We start from the raw sequence: 13452 nt of genomic DNA, 5'->3' as shown, positions 1-13452 counted from the left end.
CCCTAAATACTAATACTATGCCTTTAATCAGCTCAAGAAGATATTATTCTTCAATGAATATTTTTGCGAGTGTTTTGTTGTTCATATCAGCATTAGCTGCTGCTGTTCTTGCCAATTCACCATTGGCAGAATATTACCATTCTTTCCTCAATATGGAGGTTTGTTTGCAGATAGGTAATTTCAATCTGCTTTCTCATGGTGGGCATAATATGACGATGCTCCAGTTTATTAATGATGGGCTAATGACTGTCTTTTTCCTGATTGTAGGTTTGGAAATAAAAAGAGAGTTGTTGGTAGGAGAACTATCTTCTTTTCGTAAAGCTTCTTTGCCTTTCATTGCGGCTTGTGGAGGTATGATACTTCCGGTGCTGATTTATGCAACAATCTGTCCACCGGGAACGAGTGGCGATCATGGATTGGCTATTCCTATGGCTACGGATATTGCTTTCTCTTTAGGGGTGTTAAGCTTGTTGGGTACGCGTGTGCCGGTATCGTTGAAAGTATTCCTTACCGCTTTTGCCGTAGTAGATGATATAGGAGGTATTTTAATTATTGCTATTTTCTATAGTTCTCATGTGCACCTCATCTATTTTCTGTGGGCGGCACTTATCTATGCCTTCTTATACTTTATAGGCAAAAGAAGGACGGTAAATAAAGTGGTTTTTCTGATAGGAGGTATAGCTGCTTGGTATTTATTTATGCAGTCGGGTGTACATAGTACTATTTCCGGAGTATTGCTTGCTTTTGTGATTCCTGCTCGCCCAAGGTTGAATGCCGGTAAATATGTTGAAAGAATAAGAAGACTAATTAACTCTTTTCCTACTATGTGCGAAGAAGGAAAAGACAATATTGTACTTACCAATCAGCAAATATCTAAACTAAAGCGAGTTGAATCTGCTTCCGACCGTGTGATAAGTACGTTGCAAGCCATGGAAGACAGTTTGCATAATTCAGTGAACTACCTGATACTTCCACTGTTTGCCTTTGCCAATGCCGGAGTTGTATTTGGTGGCGGTAGTGGCGATCTTATAGGCAATGTAAGTCTGGGAATTATGCTTGGGCTTATTATAGGTAAGTTTGTGGGTATCTTTGGGTTTACCTGGTTGGCCATTAAAACCAAATTGGCACCTATGGGAGAAGGTATGAACTGGAAAAATATCGCAGGTGTTTCTTTACTGGGTGGTATTGGTTTTACTGTATCTCTGTTTATAGGAAACCTTTCATTTGGAGAAGAACCAATATTATTAAATCAGGCTAAACTGGGTGTTATAGCAGGGTCGGTAGTTTCGGGTATATTGGGATATATAGTTTTATCAAGGGTACTTTCTAAGAAAAGATAATATTTAACTAACAAATAAATAAAAAATTCAAAGTTATGAGTACATCATTAATCGTTATTATAGTTGTAGTTGTTCTTTTGGTTATTATGTTGATATCCAAATACAATACCTTAGTGAAACTAAGAAATAACAGAGAAAATGCTTTTGCCGATATAGACGTGCAACTTAAACAGCGCCACGACCTTATTCCTCAGTTGGTAGAAACAGTTAAAGGATACGCAGCTCATGAAAAGGAAACCTTGGATAGAGTGGTTAGCGCTCGTAACGGTGCCATGAGAGCCGGAACAATTGATGAGAAAATAGTAGCAGAAAGTGCGTTGACATCGGCGCTTTCGGGACTTAAAGTAACTTTAGAAGCCTATCCGGATTTAAAAGCAAATCAAAATTTCCTTCAGTTACAAGAAGAGATATCCGATTTAGAAAACAAACTATCTTCTGTAAGACGCTATTTCAATTCAGCTACTCGTGAGTTGAATAATGCGGTAGAAACATTCCCTTCGAATATTATTGCAGGTATGTTTGGATTTCACAGAGAAATTATGTTCGATTTAGGAGATCAACGAGCTACTCTTCAGGAAGCACCGAAAATTCAATTCTAACGATGGAATACGTTGGTATACATACTCAACAGAGCAGAAACAATGTGCGTTCATTGATTCTGCTCTGTTTGTTTCCATGCTTGGTAGTTGGACTTGTATTTCTGTTTTGCTATCTATTATCTTATTTGGGTAGAGATGAATATGTGGACGTTTCTATATGGCAAACCTCTATCGAAATGTTTGTACAAATAGCTCCTTATGCTATCGGAGGAGTATTTATTTGGTTTATGATTGCTTATTTTGCCAATACAAGTATTATAAACAAAGCAACGGGATCATACACACTTTCCAGAAAAGAAAATAAGAGAGTATATAATCTGGTAGAGAATCTGTGCATGTCTCAGGGAATGCAGATGCCTAAAGTAAATATAATTGATGATGATTCTTTGAACGCTTTTGCAAGTGGTATTAATAAAAGAACATACACAGTAACCTTGTCGAGAGGTATTATTGATAAACTGGATGATGATGAATTGGAAGGAGTTATAGCGCATGAGCTATCTCACATTCGCAATCATGATGTCCGTTTACTTATTATATCCATTGTTTTTGTAGGGATATTTGCCATGGTAGCAGAAATGGCTATGCGGATGGTATATTACTCTAATTATTCCCGTAGCAGAAACAGTAAAGATAATGGTGGTGGAGTAATTATATTATTAATAGCTGCCTTAGTTGCTGCCATTGGTTATCTTTTTTCTTCTTTGATGCGTTTTGCCATTTCTCGTAAAAGAGAATATCTGGCCGATGCCGGAGCAGCGGAAATGACAAAGAATCCTTTAGCTTTAGCCAGTGCACTTCGTAAGATATCAAGAGATCCGGATATTGAAGCCGTAACTCGTGATGATGTTGCTCAACTTTTTATAGAGCATCCCGGTAAACAAGCAAAAGGAATTTTCAGTGGACTCAGTGGATTATTTGCTACACATCCACCAATTGGAAAACGAATAAAAGTATTGGAGCAATTTTAGAAAGATTTCTTAGTCTGCCATCTCTTTCAGCATTTTAAAATGCTCGATAATGCCTACATAGTCTTTATCCCTTTGTGTGTCGAACTTATCCCACAAATTATTCATTACTACGGCGCCCCCGAATCCAAAGTCTTTTACTTCTAATATATTTTCGGGGGTAATACCTCCAAATGCCATAACATTGGTGTCGATAAGTTTCTCTTTGGCTGCCTGTCGAAGATCTTCGGCGGTATAATCGGTGAGCAATCCGGATTCGGTATCATACATGGGCCTCAGAAACACATAATCATAAAAATGCTTTTTCCGGCCAAGATCGTCTAAAGAACGGCAAGAACAACTGACGTGCCCTGCATAATCATGAGGTTCTTTAGGATTACGCGTATTCAGGTGAATACCCATTAGTTTAAATTCCTCTTTCAAATAGAAATGTTCATGCGTAACAATACGCTTATGATATTTCTCCGGAATGAGAGTAAGAAGTCTTTCCGAATACATGGCTGATGCTTCGGGCTTTCGGAGATGAAGAATATCCAGCCCTTCTTCAAACAGAACAGTTATTATTTTATCTTCCTCAATGAAGAAAGTAGGAGGAGTTATTACTATCAATTTCATGTCATCAACCTTTATATAAACAAAGTTAACTAATTAAGGCTTTTACTATGCAAGTTTATTGTGAAAAGTTGTTATTCAATACGTCGCAGTGTATTTCTTATGCAGGTTTTCACTCCGGTAGAGTAATATTCCGGCTCTGCATTCTCTAAATACAGCTTCAATTCGTATAATAACTCCGGTTCTACACAGCATATTTTATAAGCCATTTTTATTGCGAGAGATTGCACCCCAATAGATTCATTCATATCGAGCATGTGGCTAAAGCAATAATCAAGCAAGGGAATCGGAATAGGTTTGTAAACCGGAAGATTGTATAAAATAGACAAAAGAATACGTTTACTCCCGGCATGTGTACAATTTAATAGTTTATGAATTACTTCCTCTTTTAGAGAGTCGAACCAATCCGGATGTAATTCTGCTAATTTTTCGCATGCCCATAAAGCCCTCCAGGATATTTTAAGCTCTTCGTGGTTGGTATAATCATATATTAATTTGAAATCTTCCGGATGATGGTGTACGGACTCAACAATATCATCTATATTGCTTTTTGAGATAGGATCCGAAAGTTTTCCGAAAAAATCAGTTACTCTTTTCATATTCTTTATCGCTTTAGAAAACAAAGAAACAGAAAAACCGGAAGAAAACAATAACACCGAGAAGATTTATACTTAACGGCTTGAGTATTTAAAGTACAGCCGTATGTTTAAACTACATGGCTGTACTCTTTGTAAGGTTTAGATTATTTGTTCTTATTTATTTCCTTAATCGTTTCTCTACCACTGGCCAGTCAATAATAGTCCACAGAGCTTCGATGTGGTCGGCACGGCGATTTTGATAATCCAAATAATAGGAGTGTTCCCAAACGTCAAATCCGAGTAATGGATTTAAACCGGCACGTAGAGGGTTGCTGCCATTTATTTCTTTGGTAATTACCAATTTACCATCTTTATTCTCAGAGAGCCAAGCCCAACCTGAGCCAAAAAGAGAAATAGAAGCTTCTGTAAATTCTTTCTTAAAATTTTGGAAGCTACCGAAATCACGTTTAATTGCTTCGGCTAATTTTCCGGTAGGAATTGCCTGCTTTTGATCGGGGGTAAACTGAGAGAAATATAGAGAGTGATTTAAAACTTGTCCTGCATTATTGAAAATTGCACCATCGGGTGCTGTTGCTACAATCTCTTCCAATGCTTTCCCTTCATATTGTGTTCCGGGAACAAGATTGTTTAAGTTTGTTACATACATTTTTAAATGCTTTCCATAATGGAAGCTTATGGTTTGCCGACTGATTACAGGTTCCAATGCATTTTCTGCATAAGGAAGTTTAGGCATATCGTAGGTCATAATGGTTAATAGTAAAGATGTTAATAACGAAATCATATCATTTATGTTTTTAAGTTTAGTATAAATATAACGGCAACAAACTTAATTTGTTCTTCAGTGATTGAATTTTATCTATCTTTGTCTCTTATTTACTACATAGAAGATAGATTCGAATGTCTGCAAATTATATAGAAGAATTAAACGAAAATCAGCGAGAAGCTGTGTTGTATAACGATGGTCCCTCATTGGTTATTGCCGGAGCCGGATCGGGGAAAACACGCGTACTGACCTACAAAATAGCCTATTTGCTCGAAAGCGGATACGAGCCTTGGAATATACTGGCTCTTACTTTTACCAATAAAGCCGCCAGAGAGATGAAAGAGCGTATTGCCAAACAAGTAGGAGCACAGCGTGCCCGTTATCTTTGGATGGGTACCTTTCACTCTGTTTTTTCTCGCATTCTGCGTGCCGAAGCAAATAGTATAGGCTTTACCAACCAATTTACAATTTACGATTCTGCCGACAGCAAAAGCTTGATTCGTTCTATTATCAAAGAAATGGGACTGGATGAAAAGGTGTATAAACCGGGAGCGGTGCAAACAAGAATATCTAATGCAAAGAACCGCCTGATAGCCCCTACTCAATATGCCGCCGATCGCGAAATATATACAGATGATAATGCAGCTAAGATGCCGGCTACCAGAGATATATACAGTCGCTATTGGAGTAGATGTCGGCAAGCAGGGGCTATGGACTTTGATGATTTGCTTTTTTATACCTTCCTTCTTTTCAGAGATCATCCGGAGGTTTTGGATAAGTATCGTTCTCAGTTCCGGTATTTGCTTGTAGATGAGTATCAGGATACAAATTATGCCCAACACGCCATTGTATTGCAGTTGTCGAAAATAAATCAACGAGTTTTTGTGGTGGGAGATGATGCTCAAAGTATATATTCTTTTCGCGGAGCAAACATTGATAATATATTAGGGTTTTCAAATACGTATCCCAATACAAAGGTGTTCAAGTTGGAGCAGAACTATCGTTCTACACAAACAATTGTTAGTGCTGCCAATAGTTTAATAGAAAAGAATATCAGGCAGATTCCTAAATCGGTATACTCCGAGAAAGAAAGGGGAGATGCCATTTGTGTGTTTCAGGCATACTCCGATGTTGAAGAGGGCGAGATTGTAACCAATAAAATTGCCGAAATGCATCGTAGAAAAGGGTATGAATATGCCGACTTTGCCATTCTGTATCGCACCAATGCGCAGAGTAGAATTTTTGAAGAAGCTTTGCGCAAGCGGATGATACCCTATAAAATCTATGGTGGTCTTTCTTTTTATCAACGTAAAGAGATAAAGGATGTAATAGCTTACTTCCGGCTGGTGGTTAACCCTAATGACGAAGAAGCGTTTAAGCGCATAATTAACTATCCGGCTCGTGGGATAGGGAATACCACAATCGGTAAAATTGTAGGTGCAGCGGTAGAACATGGAGTTAGTCTATGGGAAGCTATGTCAGAACCTTTAACCTATAATTTAATGATATCCAAAAGCACTCATACTAAATTACAGGCTTTTCGGGAAATGATAGAGGGCTTTATGTCCGATTCTACCGAGAAGAATGCTTATGATATGGGGAGCGACATCATACGCCGGTCGGGTATTATGAATGATGTTAGTCAGGATAATTCTCCGGAAAGCTTGAGTAGAAAAGAGAATATTGATGAGTTGGTAAATGGTATGCACGATTTCTGCGCCCAACGCTTAGAGGAAGGAAATACCAATGTATCGCTTATTGATTTCCTTTCCGAAGTGGCTTTGCTCACCGATCAGGATTCTGATAAAGAAGGCGATAGTAAGAAAGTAACATTAATGACTGTACACTCTGCCAAAGGACTTGAATTCCCAAACGTTTTTGTAGTAGGACTGGAAGAAAACTTGTTTCCGAGCGGCATGGTGGGAAATTCTCATGCTGCATTAGAGGAAGAACGCCGTTTGTTTTATGTAGCCATTACCCGAGCCGAGCAATACTGCTTTCTGTCTTACGCCAAGGCGCGTTTCCGTTATGGAAAGATGGAGTTTAGTAACCCAAGTCGCTTCCTGAGAGATATTGATATCTGTTTCTTGCAATTGCCGGAAGAAGCCGGCATCAGCAGGCAAGTAAATGCAAATAAGAACGTAAGTGTTCCCCCTCCACGAGCCACCATGAAGAGGGTATCCTCATTGCCTCCTCGCCCCATTGCTACTTCATCGACTGCATCAAATACATCGGAAGTTACTGATTTGCAAATAGGGCAAACCATCGAACACGAACGCTTTGGAATAGGAGAGGTGATAAAGATAGAAGGCAATGGCGATAATACAAAAGCCACCATCCGCTTTCGGAATGCAGGTGATAAGCAATTGCTACTTCGCTTCGCCCGTTTTAAAGTAATCTAACCCCCAAAACTCCAAACTATAAACTCCAAACTATAAACTCAAATGATAAATTTCACTCAATTCCCTTCTCCCTGTTATATCATGGAAGAAGAACTGTTAAGAAAGAACCTCGAATTAATTCGTAATGTAAAAGACCGGGCCGGGGTAGAGATTATCCTTGCTTTCAAGTCATTTGCTATGTGGCGTTCCTTTCCTATATTTCGGGAATATATAGATCATTCTACGGCAAGCTCGGTATACGAAGCGCGTTTGGCTTTAGAAGAGTTTGGCAGTAAGGCGCATACCTACTCTCCGGCATATACCGAAGAAGATTTTTCGGAGATAATGCGTTGCAGTAGCCATATCACATTCAATTCTTTATCTCAGTTTCAGCGTTTTTACGGGCAAACGGTTGAAGAAGGAAGTGGCATTTCCTGTGGAATACGTATCAATCCCGAATATTCGGAAGTAGAAACAGAACTCTATAACCCTACGGCTCCGGGCACCCGTTTCGGTATTACGGCCGATTTATTGCCCGATCGCCTTCCCGAAGGTATCGAAGGTTTTCATTGTCACACCCATTGCGAGTCTTCCTCTTATGAATTGGAGCGTACTTTAAAACATATTGAAGAGAAATTCTCGCGTTGGTTTCCGCAAATTAAATGGTTGAACTTAGGAGGCGGACACTTAATGACTCGCAAAGATTATGATGTAAATCATTTAATCGGGTTGCTACAACAACTGAAAGCACGTTACCCACACCTACATATTATACTCGAACCCGGTTCGGCTTTTACCTGGCAAACGGGTGTCTTATCTTCCAAGGTAGTTGATATTGTAGAGAATAAAGGAATTAAAACAGCTATTCTGAATGTAAGCTTTACCTGCCATACACCCGATTGTTTAGAGATGCCCTATCAGCCTGCTGTGCGAAACGCAACAATGGGGCAGGAGGGTGCTTTTGTGTATCGACTGGGAGGAAATTCTTGCCTGAGTGGCGATTATATGGGGTATTGGAGCTTCGATCATGAGTTACAGATTGGAGAGCAGGTTATTCTCGAAGATATGATTCACTATACAATCGTGAAAACCAATATGTTTAATGGTATTCATCATCCGGCCATTGCTTTGTGGACTCGGGATGGAAAGGCGGATATTTATAAAGAGTTTACTTACGAAGATTATAAAAATCGGATGAGTTGAGCAGAAAAGTAATCTTATTATTTGGAGGTTTACAGAAATTATTTACCTTTGCATCCGCAAACGCGAAAGTAGCTCAGTTGGTAGAGCATAACCTTGCCAAGGTTAGGGTCGCGGGTTCGAATCCCGTCTTTCGCTCCATAATTGTTTTAACTCTCGCCCAGGTGGCGGAATGGTAGACGCGCTCGTTTCAGGTGCGAGTGCCGCGAGGTGTGCAAGTTCGAGTCTTGTTCTGGGTACAGAGATTAAAAATAAATTATTCTTTGAAAAGATGGAGGAATGGCGGAATTGGTAGACGCGCTACTTTGAGGGGGTAGTGACCGGTCGGTCGTGTGAGTTCGAGTCTCATTTCCTTCACTTATTATTTGCGAAAGTAGCTCAGTTGGTAGAGCATAACCTTGCCAAGGTTAGGGTCGCGGGTTCGAATCCCGTCTTTCGCTCAACAATAGAACCTTTCAAACAAGTGAGTTTGGGAGGTTTTTTGTATCTGTTTCCTTCGGCTTACAATAATTCTATCTCTTCCAAAGAAAGCCCGGTTAGTTCTTGAATTGTTTGCAATGGGATGGATTTAGATTTCATGTTTCGAGCAACTTCAATAATGCCTTCTACTCTGCCTTCTACTCTTCCCTGCGCAAGTCCTTTATTCAGTGTTGTTTCCATCACGCTATACCAGTCTCGGAAGTTTTTTAAACTATCTTCGTACTCCACTAATTCCCGACGGTCGAATTGAGCTATCTCAGCAGCTTCGAACAAACGATTGAATACGCGTTCCTGCAATGCGGCTGGGCGTTCCATTAGTCCGGATAGGTTGCGAAGTACAAACATCCATTTGTCGAACATATTTTCCAACTCTTCTTCTGCTTTGTTGAACTTGGGCATTTCGAGGTAGATGAGGGTCAGTTTGTCGTAAAATACCTCTTGACTGCCCATATCTACAAGTTTTACTTCGTGGTGAAAATAATCGTCACTACTGTTGTCGAAAGTAAAGTTGAGTATACCAATGGTGTAGACTGCTTTAAGCTCGTAGTTCCAATTCTTACCTTTTTCTGCTTGTTCGCGAATAGGGAAAGTACTGTAGAACAGGCTGCGGTCTTTAAAGAATTGCTGCTCGCCTTTTTGCATCTCTACAAGGAATTTCTCACCTTGCTCATTTTCGCAATAAACATCGAACACGGCACGGCGATCTATCTCTTGCGTGCCCAGTTTCTCAGTGTTGAGGTAAGTTATGTCCTTTACGGTTTGACCATCAGGAAGTAGGGAGTTTAGAAAACTGATTAGCAACTCTTTGTTGAGTTCTGTGCCAAATAGCTTCTTGAAACCAAAATCGGTATAAGGGTTGATGTATCGTGCCATAGATGCTTCGTTTTTGTAGCGTTATGATAACAAAGGTAGTGCTTTTTTTCGTATTTAAGGAAAGTCTATTAAATTCATTGCCTCTACAAATAAAAGTACTATTTTTGTAATAACGAAAATAGTAATTACACAGTTATTTAAACTCTTATGCGATACCTCGACCCTAAAGCCGATTTGACATTCAAGCGTGTGTTTGGCGAGCATCCCGACTTGGTGATGAGCCTCTTGAACGCACTTCTTCCTATTAACGAAGGAGAGGAGATAACCGATATTGAATACCTTTCTTCTGAATTGGTTCCTGAAAACCCTTTGCGTAAAAACAGTATTGTAGATGTGCGTTGCAAAGATAAACAAGGCAGGCAGTTTATTGTAGAAATGCAGATGATCTGGTCGCCCGAGTTTAAACAGCGCGTACTATTCAATGCCTCCAAAGCATACGCCCGTCAGATAGATAGTGGCGAACAATATGAACTGTTGCAACCGGTATATTCGCTCAATCTGGTAAACGAAGTGTTCGAATCGGACCTGGAGGGGTATTACCATTATTATCAATTGGTACACGCAGAACATACCAAAAAGGTAATAGAAGGCCTTCATCTGATATTTGTAGAACTTCCTAAATTTACGCCGCAAACTTATGCCGCAAAGAAAATGCATGTATTATGGCTTCGCTATCTAACAGAAATCAGTCAGAAAACACACGAGGTATCCCAAGAATTATTGGAAAATCCTCAAATCAAGAAGGCTCTTAATACTTTAGAGGTATCTGCCTTTACCGAAGACCAACTGTTTGAATATGAAAAGTTTTGGGACATCATTAGCGTTGAAAAAACACTTTATAGTAGTGCAGAGCGAAGAGGAATGGAAAAAGGAATGGAAAAAGGAATGGAAAAAGGTATGGAAAAAGGTATGGAAAAAGGTATGGAAATAGGAATGGAAAAAGGAATGGAAAAAGGAATGGAAAAAGGAATGGAAATAGGAGCCAAAAATCAAAATATAGCTAACGCACGAAAGCTCAAACAGTTTGGTGTATCTGCTGACATCATAACTCAAGCAACCGGCTTGTCGATAGAAGAGATAGAGGGGCTGGGATAGCCCTTCTAAAAGGTCGGACCTAACGCTACATTAGGTCGGACCTTTTGAGTAATTAGGTCCGACCTTTTGCCTCGTTAGGTCTGACCATATTTTGCTTCACTTTCTGCAACAATAAACTCACTCTTTTTTCCTCATCTCTACAAACCGTATCTCCCTTATTCCCAGCTTACTAATCGAATCCGACATTACCCAAATAACAGCTACCTCATAAGTGTTCAGTTCTGCTTTATCCGTGAAACACAAATAACCATCCTTTCCACAAAGGGGGTAGAGGTAGCAAGTATGCGGAAATTCCGGCAGAGCCGGAACCACTTGTTTATTATCCACACACATACTAAGAGAAATTTCGTAAGCTTCCTGATACGAATCCACTCGCACCATGCGTTTATCCGGTTGAAAACGGCTGAATGCTTGCCCTATTGGTTTGCCTTTTGGAAACAGAACCCGTAATACAGGGTCATTCTCATATTCGCAGGGTTTAATACGGCTTTCTCTTCTATAAGCTAATATAGAACCGGTTATCAGGGCTATCAGTAGGGCAATCATTCCAATGTTCTTTAATAAATCACTCTTTGTTTGCATCATATTTTTGGTAGGCAGCAGCCAGCTTTTCGTCGTATCGGTTTTGAGTATAGCCGGGACCATTGTAACGACGGGCAAATTCACTCCAATTAAGCGATTGTAGATATTGACTCCATTTGTTTGCTTGCAGAAAACGGATAAACAAAGTCAACTGTTCGCCTTCGCTTGCCGACATTCGCTCTACAAATTCTATAACATCTTTGCAGCCGCAAGCTGCGTAATTGAATCCCATAATCTGAAACATGCCCCAACTGGCAGAACTATAGGCAGCAATTATGTTAATCTTCTTTGCCTGCTCCAATCGGTCGTATTCTTTGAGGCCGCCTTTGCAATAAATGTACTTACTTTCTCCACTTCGTCTTGCGCTTTTTTTACTTTGGATAAGGCATCCATTGCTTTTTTCGATTGTTGTTTGTCGATGGTAAGTACAAGGCAGCAGGAGGAACAAATAACCGAATGTGAGGTTAAAAGTTGTTCTATAGATACAGGAATGGTTTTGTTACATCGGGGGCAAGTTATACCGGGTGTTTTGTTTGTTTGGTTCATTTTATAGTATATTTAGTGCTATTATTCGTTCTCTTTACTGTTCTCTTCTTCCATCAATATATTGTTGGCCGTTAGGTGGAGTAGGTTAGCCAGTCCTCCGGGAATATCTGCCTGCTGCATTTTTACTTTTACTTTCATGTTGCTATTTAAGCCTTGTTGCATCCGTTGTTTGGTATTTCCATCACCTTGTGAGGGGGTGAGGGCAACACGCAGTCTTGTACTGTTACGAGTATTTCCTTCCTCTTGCACGGCCTCTTCGTTTTTGAATGAGAAGGTTTCTTCACGTTCTTCGTTAATGGCATCTATGATTTTTATATCAAAATCGAAGTCGGCTTCCTTTACTTGTAAAAGTGGCAACGGAACCAGTGTCAGCAACGGAATAGAAACTTTCTGCAGACGGCTGCCGTTCACATCATGATTCATATAGCTAAATGTCAGCATTCGCAGCGCACCCACTTCGCCGGTTTCTTTATTATAGCTTTCGAAAGCAATCTCAAACAGGTATTGCAGATATCTTTGCGAAGAAATAGAATCGGCATCAATGGTTGCAATCAGTGGCCCCGATATCAGGTTTTTCAAGTCCATAACATGGCTACTGCTTTGTTTAATCTTATTGTTTTTCTTTGTCATAATCATTGTTTTTATTCATCGTGTTCGTCTTCTTCTGTGTAGAAAGGTATTTCACGAGGAGATATTTTTAGTTTGAAAGTATGGATACATTCTTCGGGAAGTTTCGCCAGTTCGTCGGCTGCAATCACTACATCCATAGAGGGAAGTAGCCTTTTGCGCAGGAAATTGGAATCTTTAATTAAACCGGGGATGATTTCGGTCAAAGCAGCTTGTACCTCCTTTTTAGCATTTTCTTTGATGTTAACCGTATATTCGCCGGCAAAAAACGGAGTGATTTCTTTGTGATTGAGAAATTCGTTTTCGCTTATCTGCATGATGTTCTTTGTTAGTTTAGTGCCATCGAGCATACCATCTTCTTTCATCAGGTTGGTAAAGTCGTTTTTAATGGAGCGATGAAACTTTTTGCTTAAAAAGGAACAGTATTTACTGAATAGTTCTGTTTCTTTGGCAAGTTGTGTAGGCAATGCGCGGTCTATGTAAGGATTGTCTTGCAAGGAAGTCAGTATAGAAGATGCCACCCTGCCGATTACTACTTCTGCCAAACGGAAAGCCATGCTTTTGCTCAATTTGCGGAATTCTACATAATTAATCTCTGTTTGTTCGCATTGTGCAAGAGCATCTTGTACGCCATAACGAATTTCTAAATCTACCTCTCCCAAAGCAACAGCCGGTAGGGGGGATTTTTCTGTAGGTGTTTGCCTGGTGTTGAGCCAGTACCATATCACGAAGGATAGAACTGATTATTGTACTTCTCTTTTCTAACAACAAAAAAAGTGATAAAAGG

14 protein-coding genes, 4 tRNA genes and 2 pseudogenes are annotated in these 13452 nt (G+C 39.8%); 11 read left to right on the top strand and 9 right to left on the bottom strand.

Annotated features, from left to right (window positions below; all coding sequences use genetic code 11):
* The first annotated feature begins 17 nt into the window (after positions 1 to 17).
* From nhaA to D0T60_RS04400, 3 genes are read left to right on the top strand one after another with little or no spacing between them, the layout of a single operon-like run.
* Entirely contained in the window at positions 18 to 1340 is a 1323-nt protein-coding gene (nhaA, locus tag D0T60_RS04410; RefSeq protein ID WP_163216938.1) for a Na+/H+ antiporter NhaA, read from the top strand.
* 35 nt (positions 1341 to 1375) lie between these two features.
* Positions 1376 to 1939, top strand: coding sequence for a LemA family protein (locus D0T60_RS04405; RefSeq protein WP_163216937.1), 564 nt, complete (start codon positions 1376 to 1378; stop codon positions 1937 to 1939).
* Positions 1940 to 1941: 2 nt separating this feature from the next.
* Positions 1942 to 2910: a M48 family metallopeptidase gene (locus D0T60_RS04400; RefSeq protein ID WP_163216936.1), complete on the top strand. Its 969-nt coding sequence runs from the start codon at positions 1942 to 1944 to the stop codon at positions 2908 to 2910.
* Positions 2911 to 2919: 9 nt separating this feature from the next.
* Here the strand turns inward: D0T60_RS04400 and D0T60_RS04395 are convergent, their stop codons facing one another.
* From D0T60_RS04395 to D0T60_RS04385, 3 genes are all read right to left on the bottom strand, one after another.
* Positions 2920 to 3522 carry a thiamine phosphate synthase gene (locus tag D0T60_RS04395; protein WP_163216935.1) on the bottom strand — a complete coding sequence of 201 codons (603 nt, stop codon included), beginning with the start codon at positions 3520 to 3522 and terminating at the stop codon, positions 2920 to 2922.
* Between the two features lie 71 nt (positions 3523 to 3593).
* Complete coding sequence (locus D0T60_RS04390; RefSeq protein ID WP_163216934.1) at positions 3594 to 4118, bottom strand: hypothetical protein; 525 nt, start codon at positions 4116 to 4118, stop codon at positions 3594 to 3596.
* 157 nt (positions 4119 to 4275) lie between these two features.
* Positions 4276 to 4899, bottom strand: coding sequence for a superoxide dismutase (locus D0T60_RS04385; protein ID WP_163216933.1), 624 nt, complete (start codon positions 4897 to 4899; stop codon positions 4276 to 4278).
* A 116-nt stretch (positions 4900 to 5015) separates the two neighbouring features.
* Here D0T60_RS04385 and D0T60_RS04380 point away from each other — a divergent pair.
* The 7 genes and pseudogenes from D0T60_RS04380 to D0T60_RS04355 form a co-directional block, all read left to right on the top strand.
* Positions 5016 to 6998 (top strand): annotated as a pseudogene (locus tag D0T60_RS04380) (ATP-dependent helicase); the annotation flags it as partial.
* Between the two features lie 129 nt (positions 6999 to 7127).
* Positions 7128 to 7283 (top strand): annotated as a pseudogene (locus tag D0T60_RS19020) (hypothetical protein); the annotation flags it as partial.
* A 42-nt stretch (positions 7284 to 7325) separates the two neighbouring features.
* Positions 7326 to 8465: a carboxynorspermidine decarboxylase gene (gene nspC, locus D0T60_RS04375; RefSeq protein ID WP_163216931.1), complete on the top strand. Its 1140-nt coding sequence runs from the start codon at positions 7326 to 7328 to the stop codon at positions 8463 to 8465.
* Between the two features lie 62 nt (positions 8466 to 8527).
* Positions 8528 to 8603: transfer RNA gene (locus D0T60_RS04370), tRNA-Gly, on the top strand.
* 17 nt (positions 8604 to 8620) lie between these two features.
* Positions 8621 to 8701, top strand: a tRNA-Leu gene (locus D0T60_RS04365).
* Positions 8702 to 8735: 34 nt separating this feature from the next.
* Positions 8736 to 8819 (top strand) — tRNA-Leu (locus tag D0T60_RS04360).
* Between the two features lie 10 nt (positions 8820 to 8829).
* A tRNA-Gly gene (locus tag D0T60_RS04355) sits at positions 8830 to 8902 on the top strand.
* 61 nt (positions 8903 to 8963) lie between these two features.
* Here D0T60_RS04355 and D0T60_RS04350 read toward each other — a convergent pair.
* The gene (locus D0T60_RS04350; RefSeq protein ID WP_163216930.1) at positions 8964 to 9815 is read right to left on the bottom strand and encodes an Rpn family recombination-promoting nuclease/putative transposase; all 852 of its coding nucleotides are present in this window, start codon (positions 9813 to 9815) and stop codon (positions 8964 to 8966) included.
* Between the two features lie 147 nt (positions 9816 to 9962).
* On the opposite strand from D0T60_RS04350, the gene D0T60_RS04345 reads away from it, so the two are divergent.
* Positions 9963 to 10910, top strand: a complete 948-nt coding sequence (locus D0T60_RS04345) for an Rpn family recombination-promoting nuclease/putative transposase (RefSeq protein ID WP_163216929.1) — start codon at positions 9963 to 9965, stop codon at positions 10908 to 10910.
* A 117-nt stretch (positions 10911 to 11027) separates the two neighbouring features.
* Here D0T60_RS04345 and D0T60_RS04340 read toward each other — a convergent pair whose 3' ends face one another.
* The 5 genes from D0T60_RS04340 to D0T60_RS04325 are packed head-to-tail and all read right to left on the bottom strand — an operon-like array spanning position 11028 to position 13393.
* On the bottom strand, positions 11028 to 11495 hold the full coding sequence (locus D0T60_RS04340; protein WP_163216928.1) for a hypothetical protein: 468 nt from the start codon (positions 11493 to 11495) through the stop codon (positions 11028 to 11030).
* Positions 11476 to 11829: an N-acetylmuramidase family protein gene (locus D0T60_RS04335; RefSeq protein WP_407925788.1), complete on the bottom strand. Its 354-nt coding sequence runs from the start codon at positions 11827 to 11829 to the stop codon at positions 11476 to 11478. Before D0T60_RS04335 ends, D0T60_RS04340 begins: the two co-directional genes overlap by 20 nt.
* A complete protein-coding gene (locus tag D0T60_RS19015) occupies positions 11766 to 12038 on the bottom strand; it encodes a hypothetical protein (protein ID WP_370524371.1) in 273 nt (90 codons plus the stop codon). Before D0T60_RS19015 ends, D0T60_RS04335 begins: the two co-directional genes overlap by 64 nt.
* A 21-nt stretch (positions 12039 to 12059) precedes the next feature.
* A complete protein-coding gene (locus D0T60_RS04330; protein WP_163216927.1) occupies positions 12060 to 12668 on the bottom strand; it encodes a DUF2589 domain-containing protein in 609 nt (202 codons plus the stop codon).
* An 11-nt stretch (positions 12669 to 12679) separates the two neighbouring features.
* On the bottom strand, positions 12680 to 13393 hold the full coding sequence (locus D0T60_RS04325) for a hypothetical protein (protein ID WP_163216926.1): 714 nt from the start codon (positions 13391 to 13393) through the stop codon (positions 12680 to 12682).
* Positions 13394 to 13452: the final 59 nt, after the last annotated feature.

Source organism: Bacteroides sp. 224 (genome assembly GCF_010500995.1).
Lineage (GTDB): Bacteria > Bacteroidota > Bacteroidia > Bacteroidales > Bacteroidaceae > Bacteroides.
This window is presented reverse-complemented; position numbering and strand designations above follow the sequence as displayed.

Bases quoted from the DNA above. Each gene is read 5' to 3' on its own strand.
- nhaA (WP_163216938.1), top strand. From the start codon at position 18: ATGCCTTTAATCAGCTCAAGAAGATATTATTCTTCAATGAATATTTTT.
- D0T60_RS04405 (WP_163216937.1), top strand. From the start codon at position 1,376: ATGAGTACATCATTAATCGTTATTATAGTTGTAGTTGTTCTTTTGGTT.
- D0T60_RS04400 (WP_163216936.1), top strand. From the start codon at position 1,942: ATGGAATACGTTGGTATACATACTCAACAGAGCAGAAACAATGTGCGT.
- D0T60_RS04395 (WP_163216935.1), bottom strand. From the start codon at position 3,522: ATGAAATTGATAGTAATAACTCCTCCTACTTTCTTCATTGAGGAAGAT.
- D0T60_RS04390 (WP_163216934.1), bottom strand. From the start codon at position 4,118: ATGAAAAGAGTAACTGATTTTTTCGGAAAACTTTCGGATCCTATCTCA.
- D0T60_RS04385 (WP_163216933.1), bottom strand. From the start codon at position 4,899: ATGATTTCGTTATTAACATCTTTACTATTAACCATTATGACCTACGAT.
- nspC (WP_163216931.1), top strand. From the start codon at position 7,326: ATGATAAATTTCACTCAATTCCCTTCTCCCTGTTATATCATGGAAGAA.
- D0T60_RS04350 (WP_163216930.1), bottom strand. From the start codon at position 9,815: ATGGCACGATACATCAACCCTTATACCGATTTTGGTTTCAAGAAGCTA.
- D0T60_RS04345 (WP_163216929.1), top strand. From the start codon at position 9,963: ATGCGATACCTCGACCCTAAAGCCGATTTGACATTCAAGCGTGTGTTT.
- D0T60_RS04340 (WP_163216928.1), bottom strand. From the start codon at position 11,495: ATGATGCAAACAAAGAGTGATTTATTAAAGAACATTGGAATGATTGCC.
- D0T60_RS19015 (WP_370524371.1), bottom strand. From the start codon at position 12,038: ATGAACCAAACAAACAAAACACCCGGTATAACTTGCCCCCGATGTAAC.
- D0T60_RS04330 (WP_163216927.1), bottom strand. From the start codon at position 12,668: ATGACAAAGAAAAACAATAAGATTAAACAAAGCAGTAGCCATGTTATG.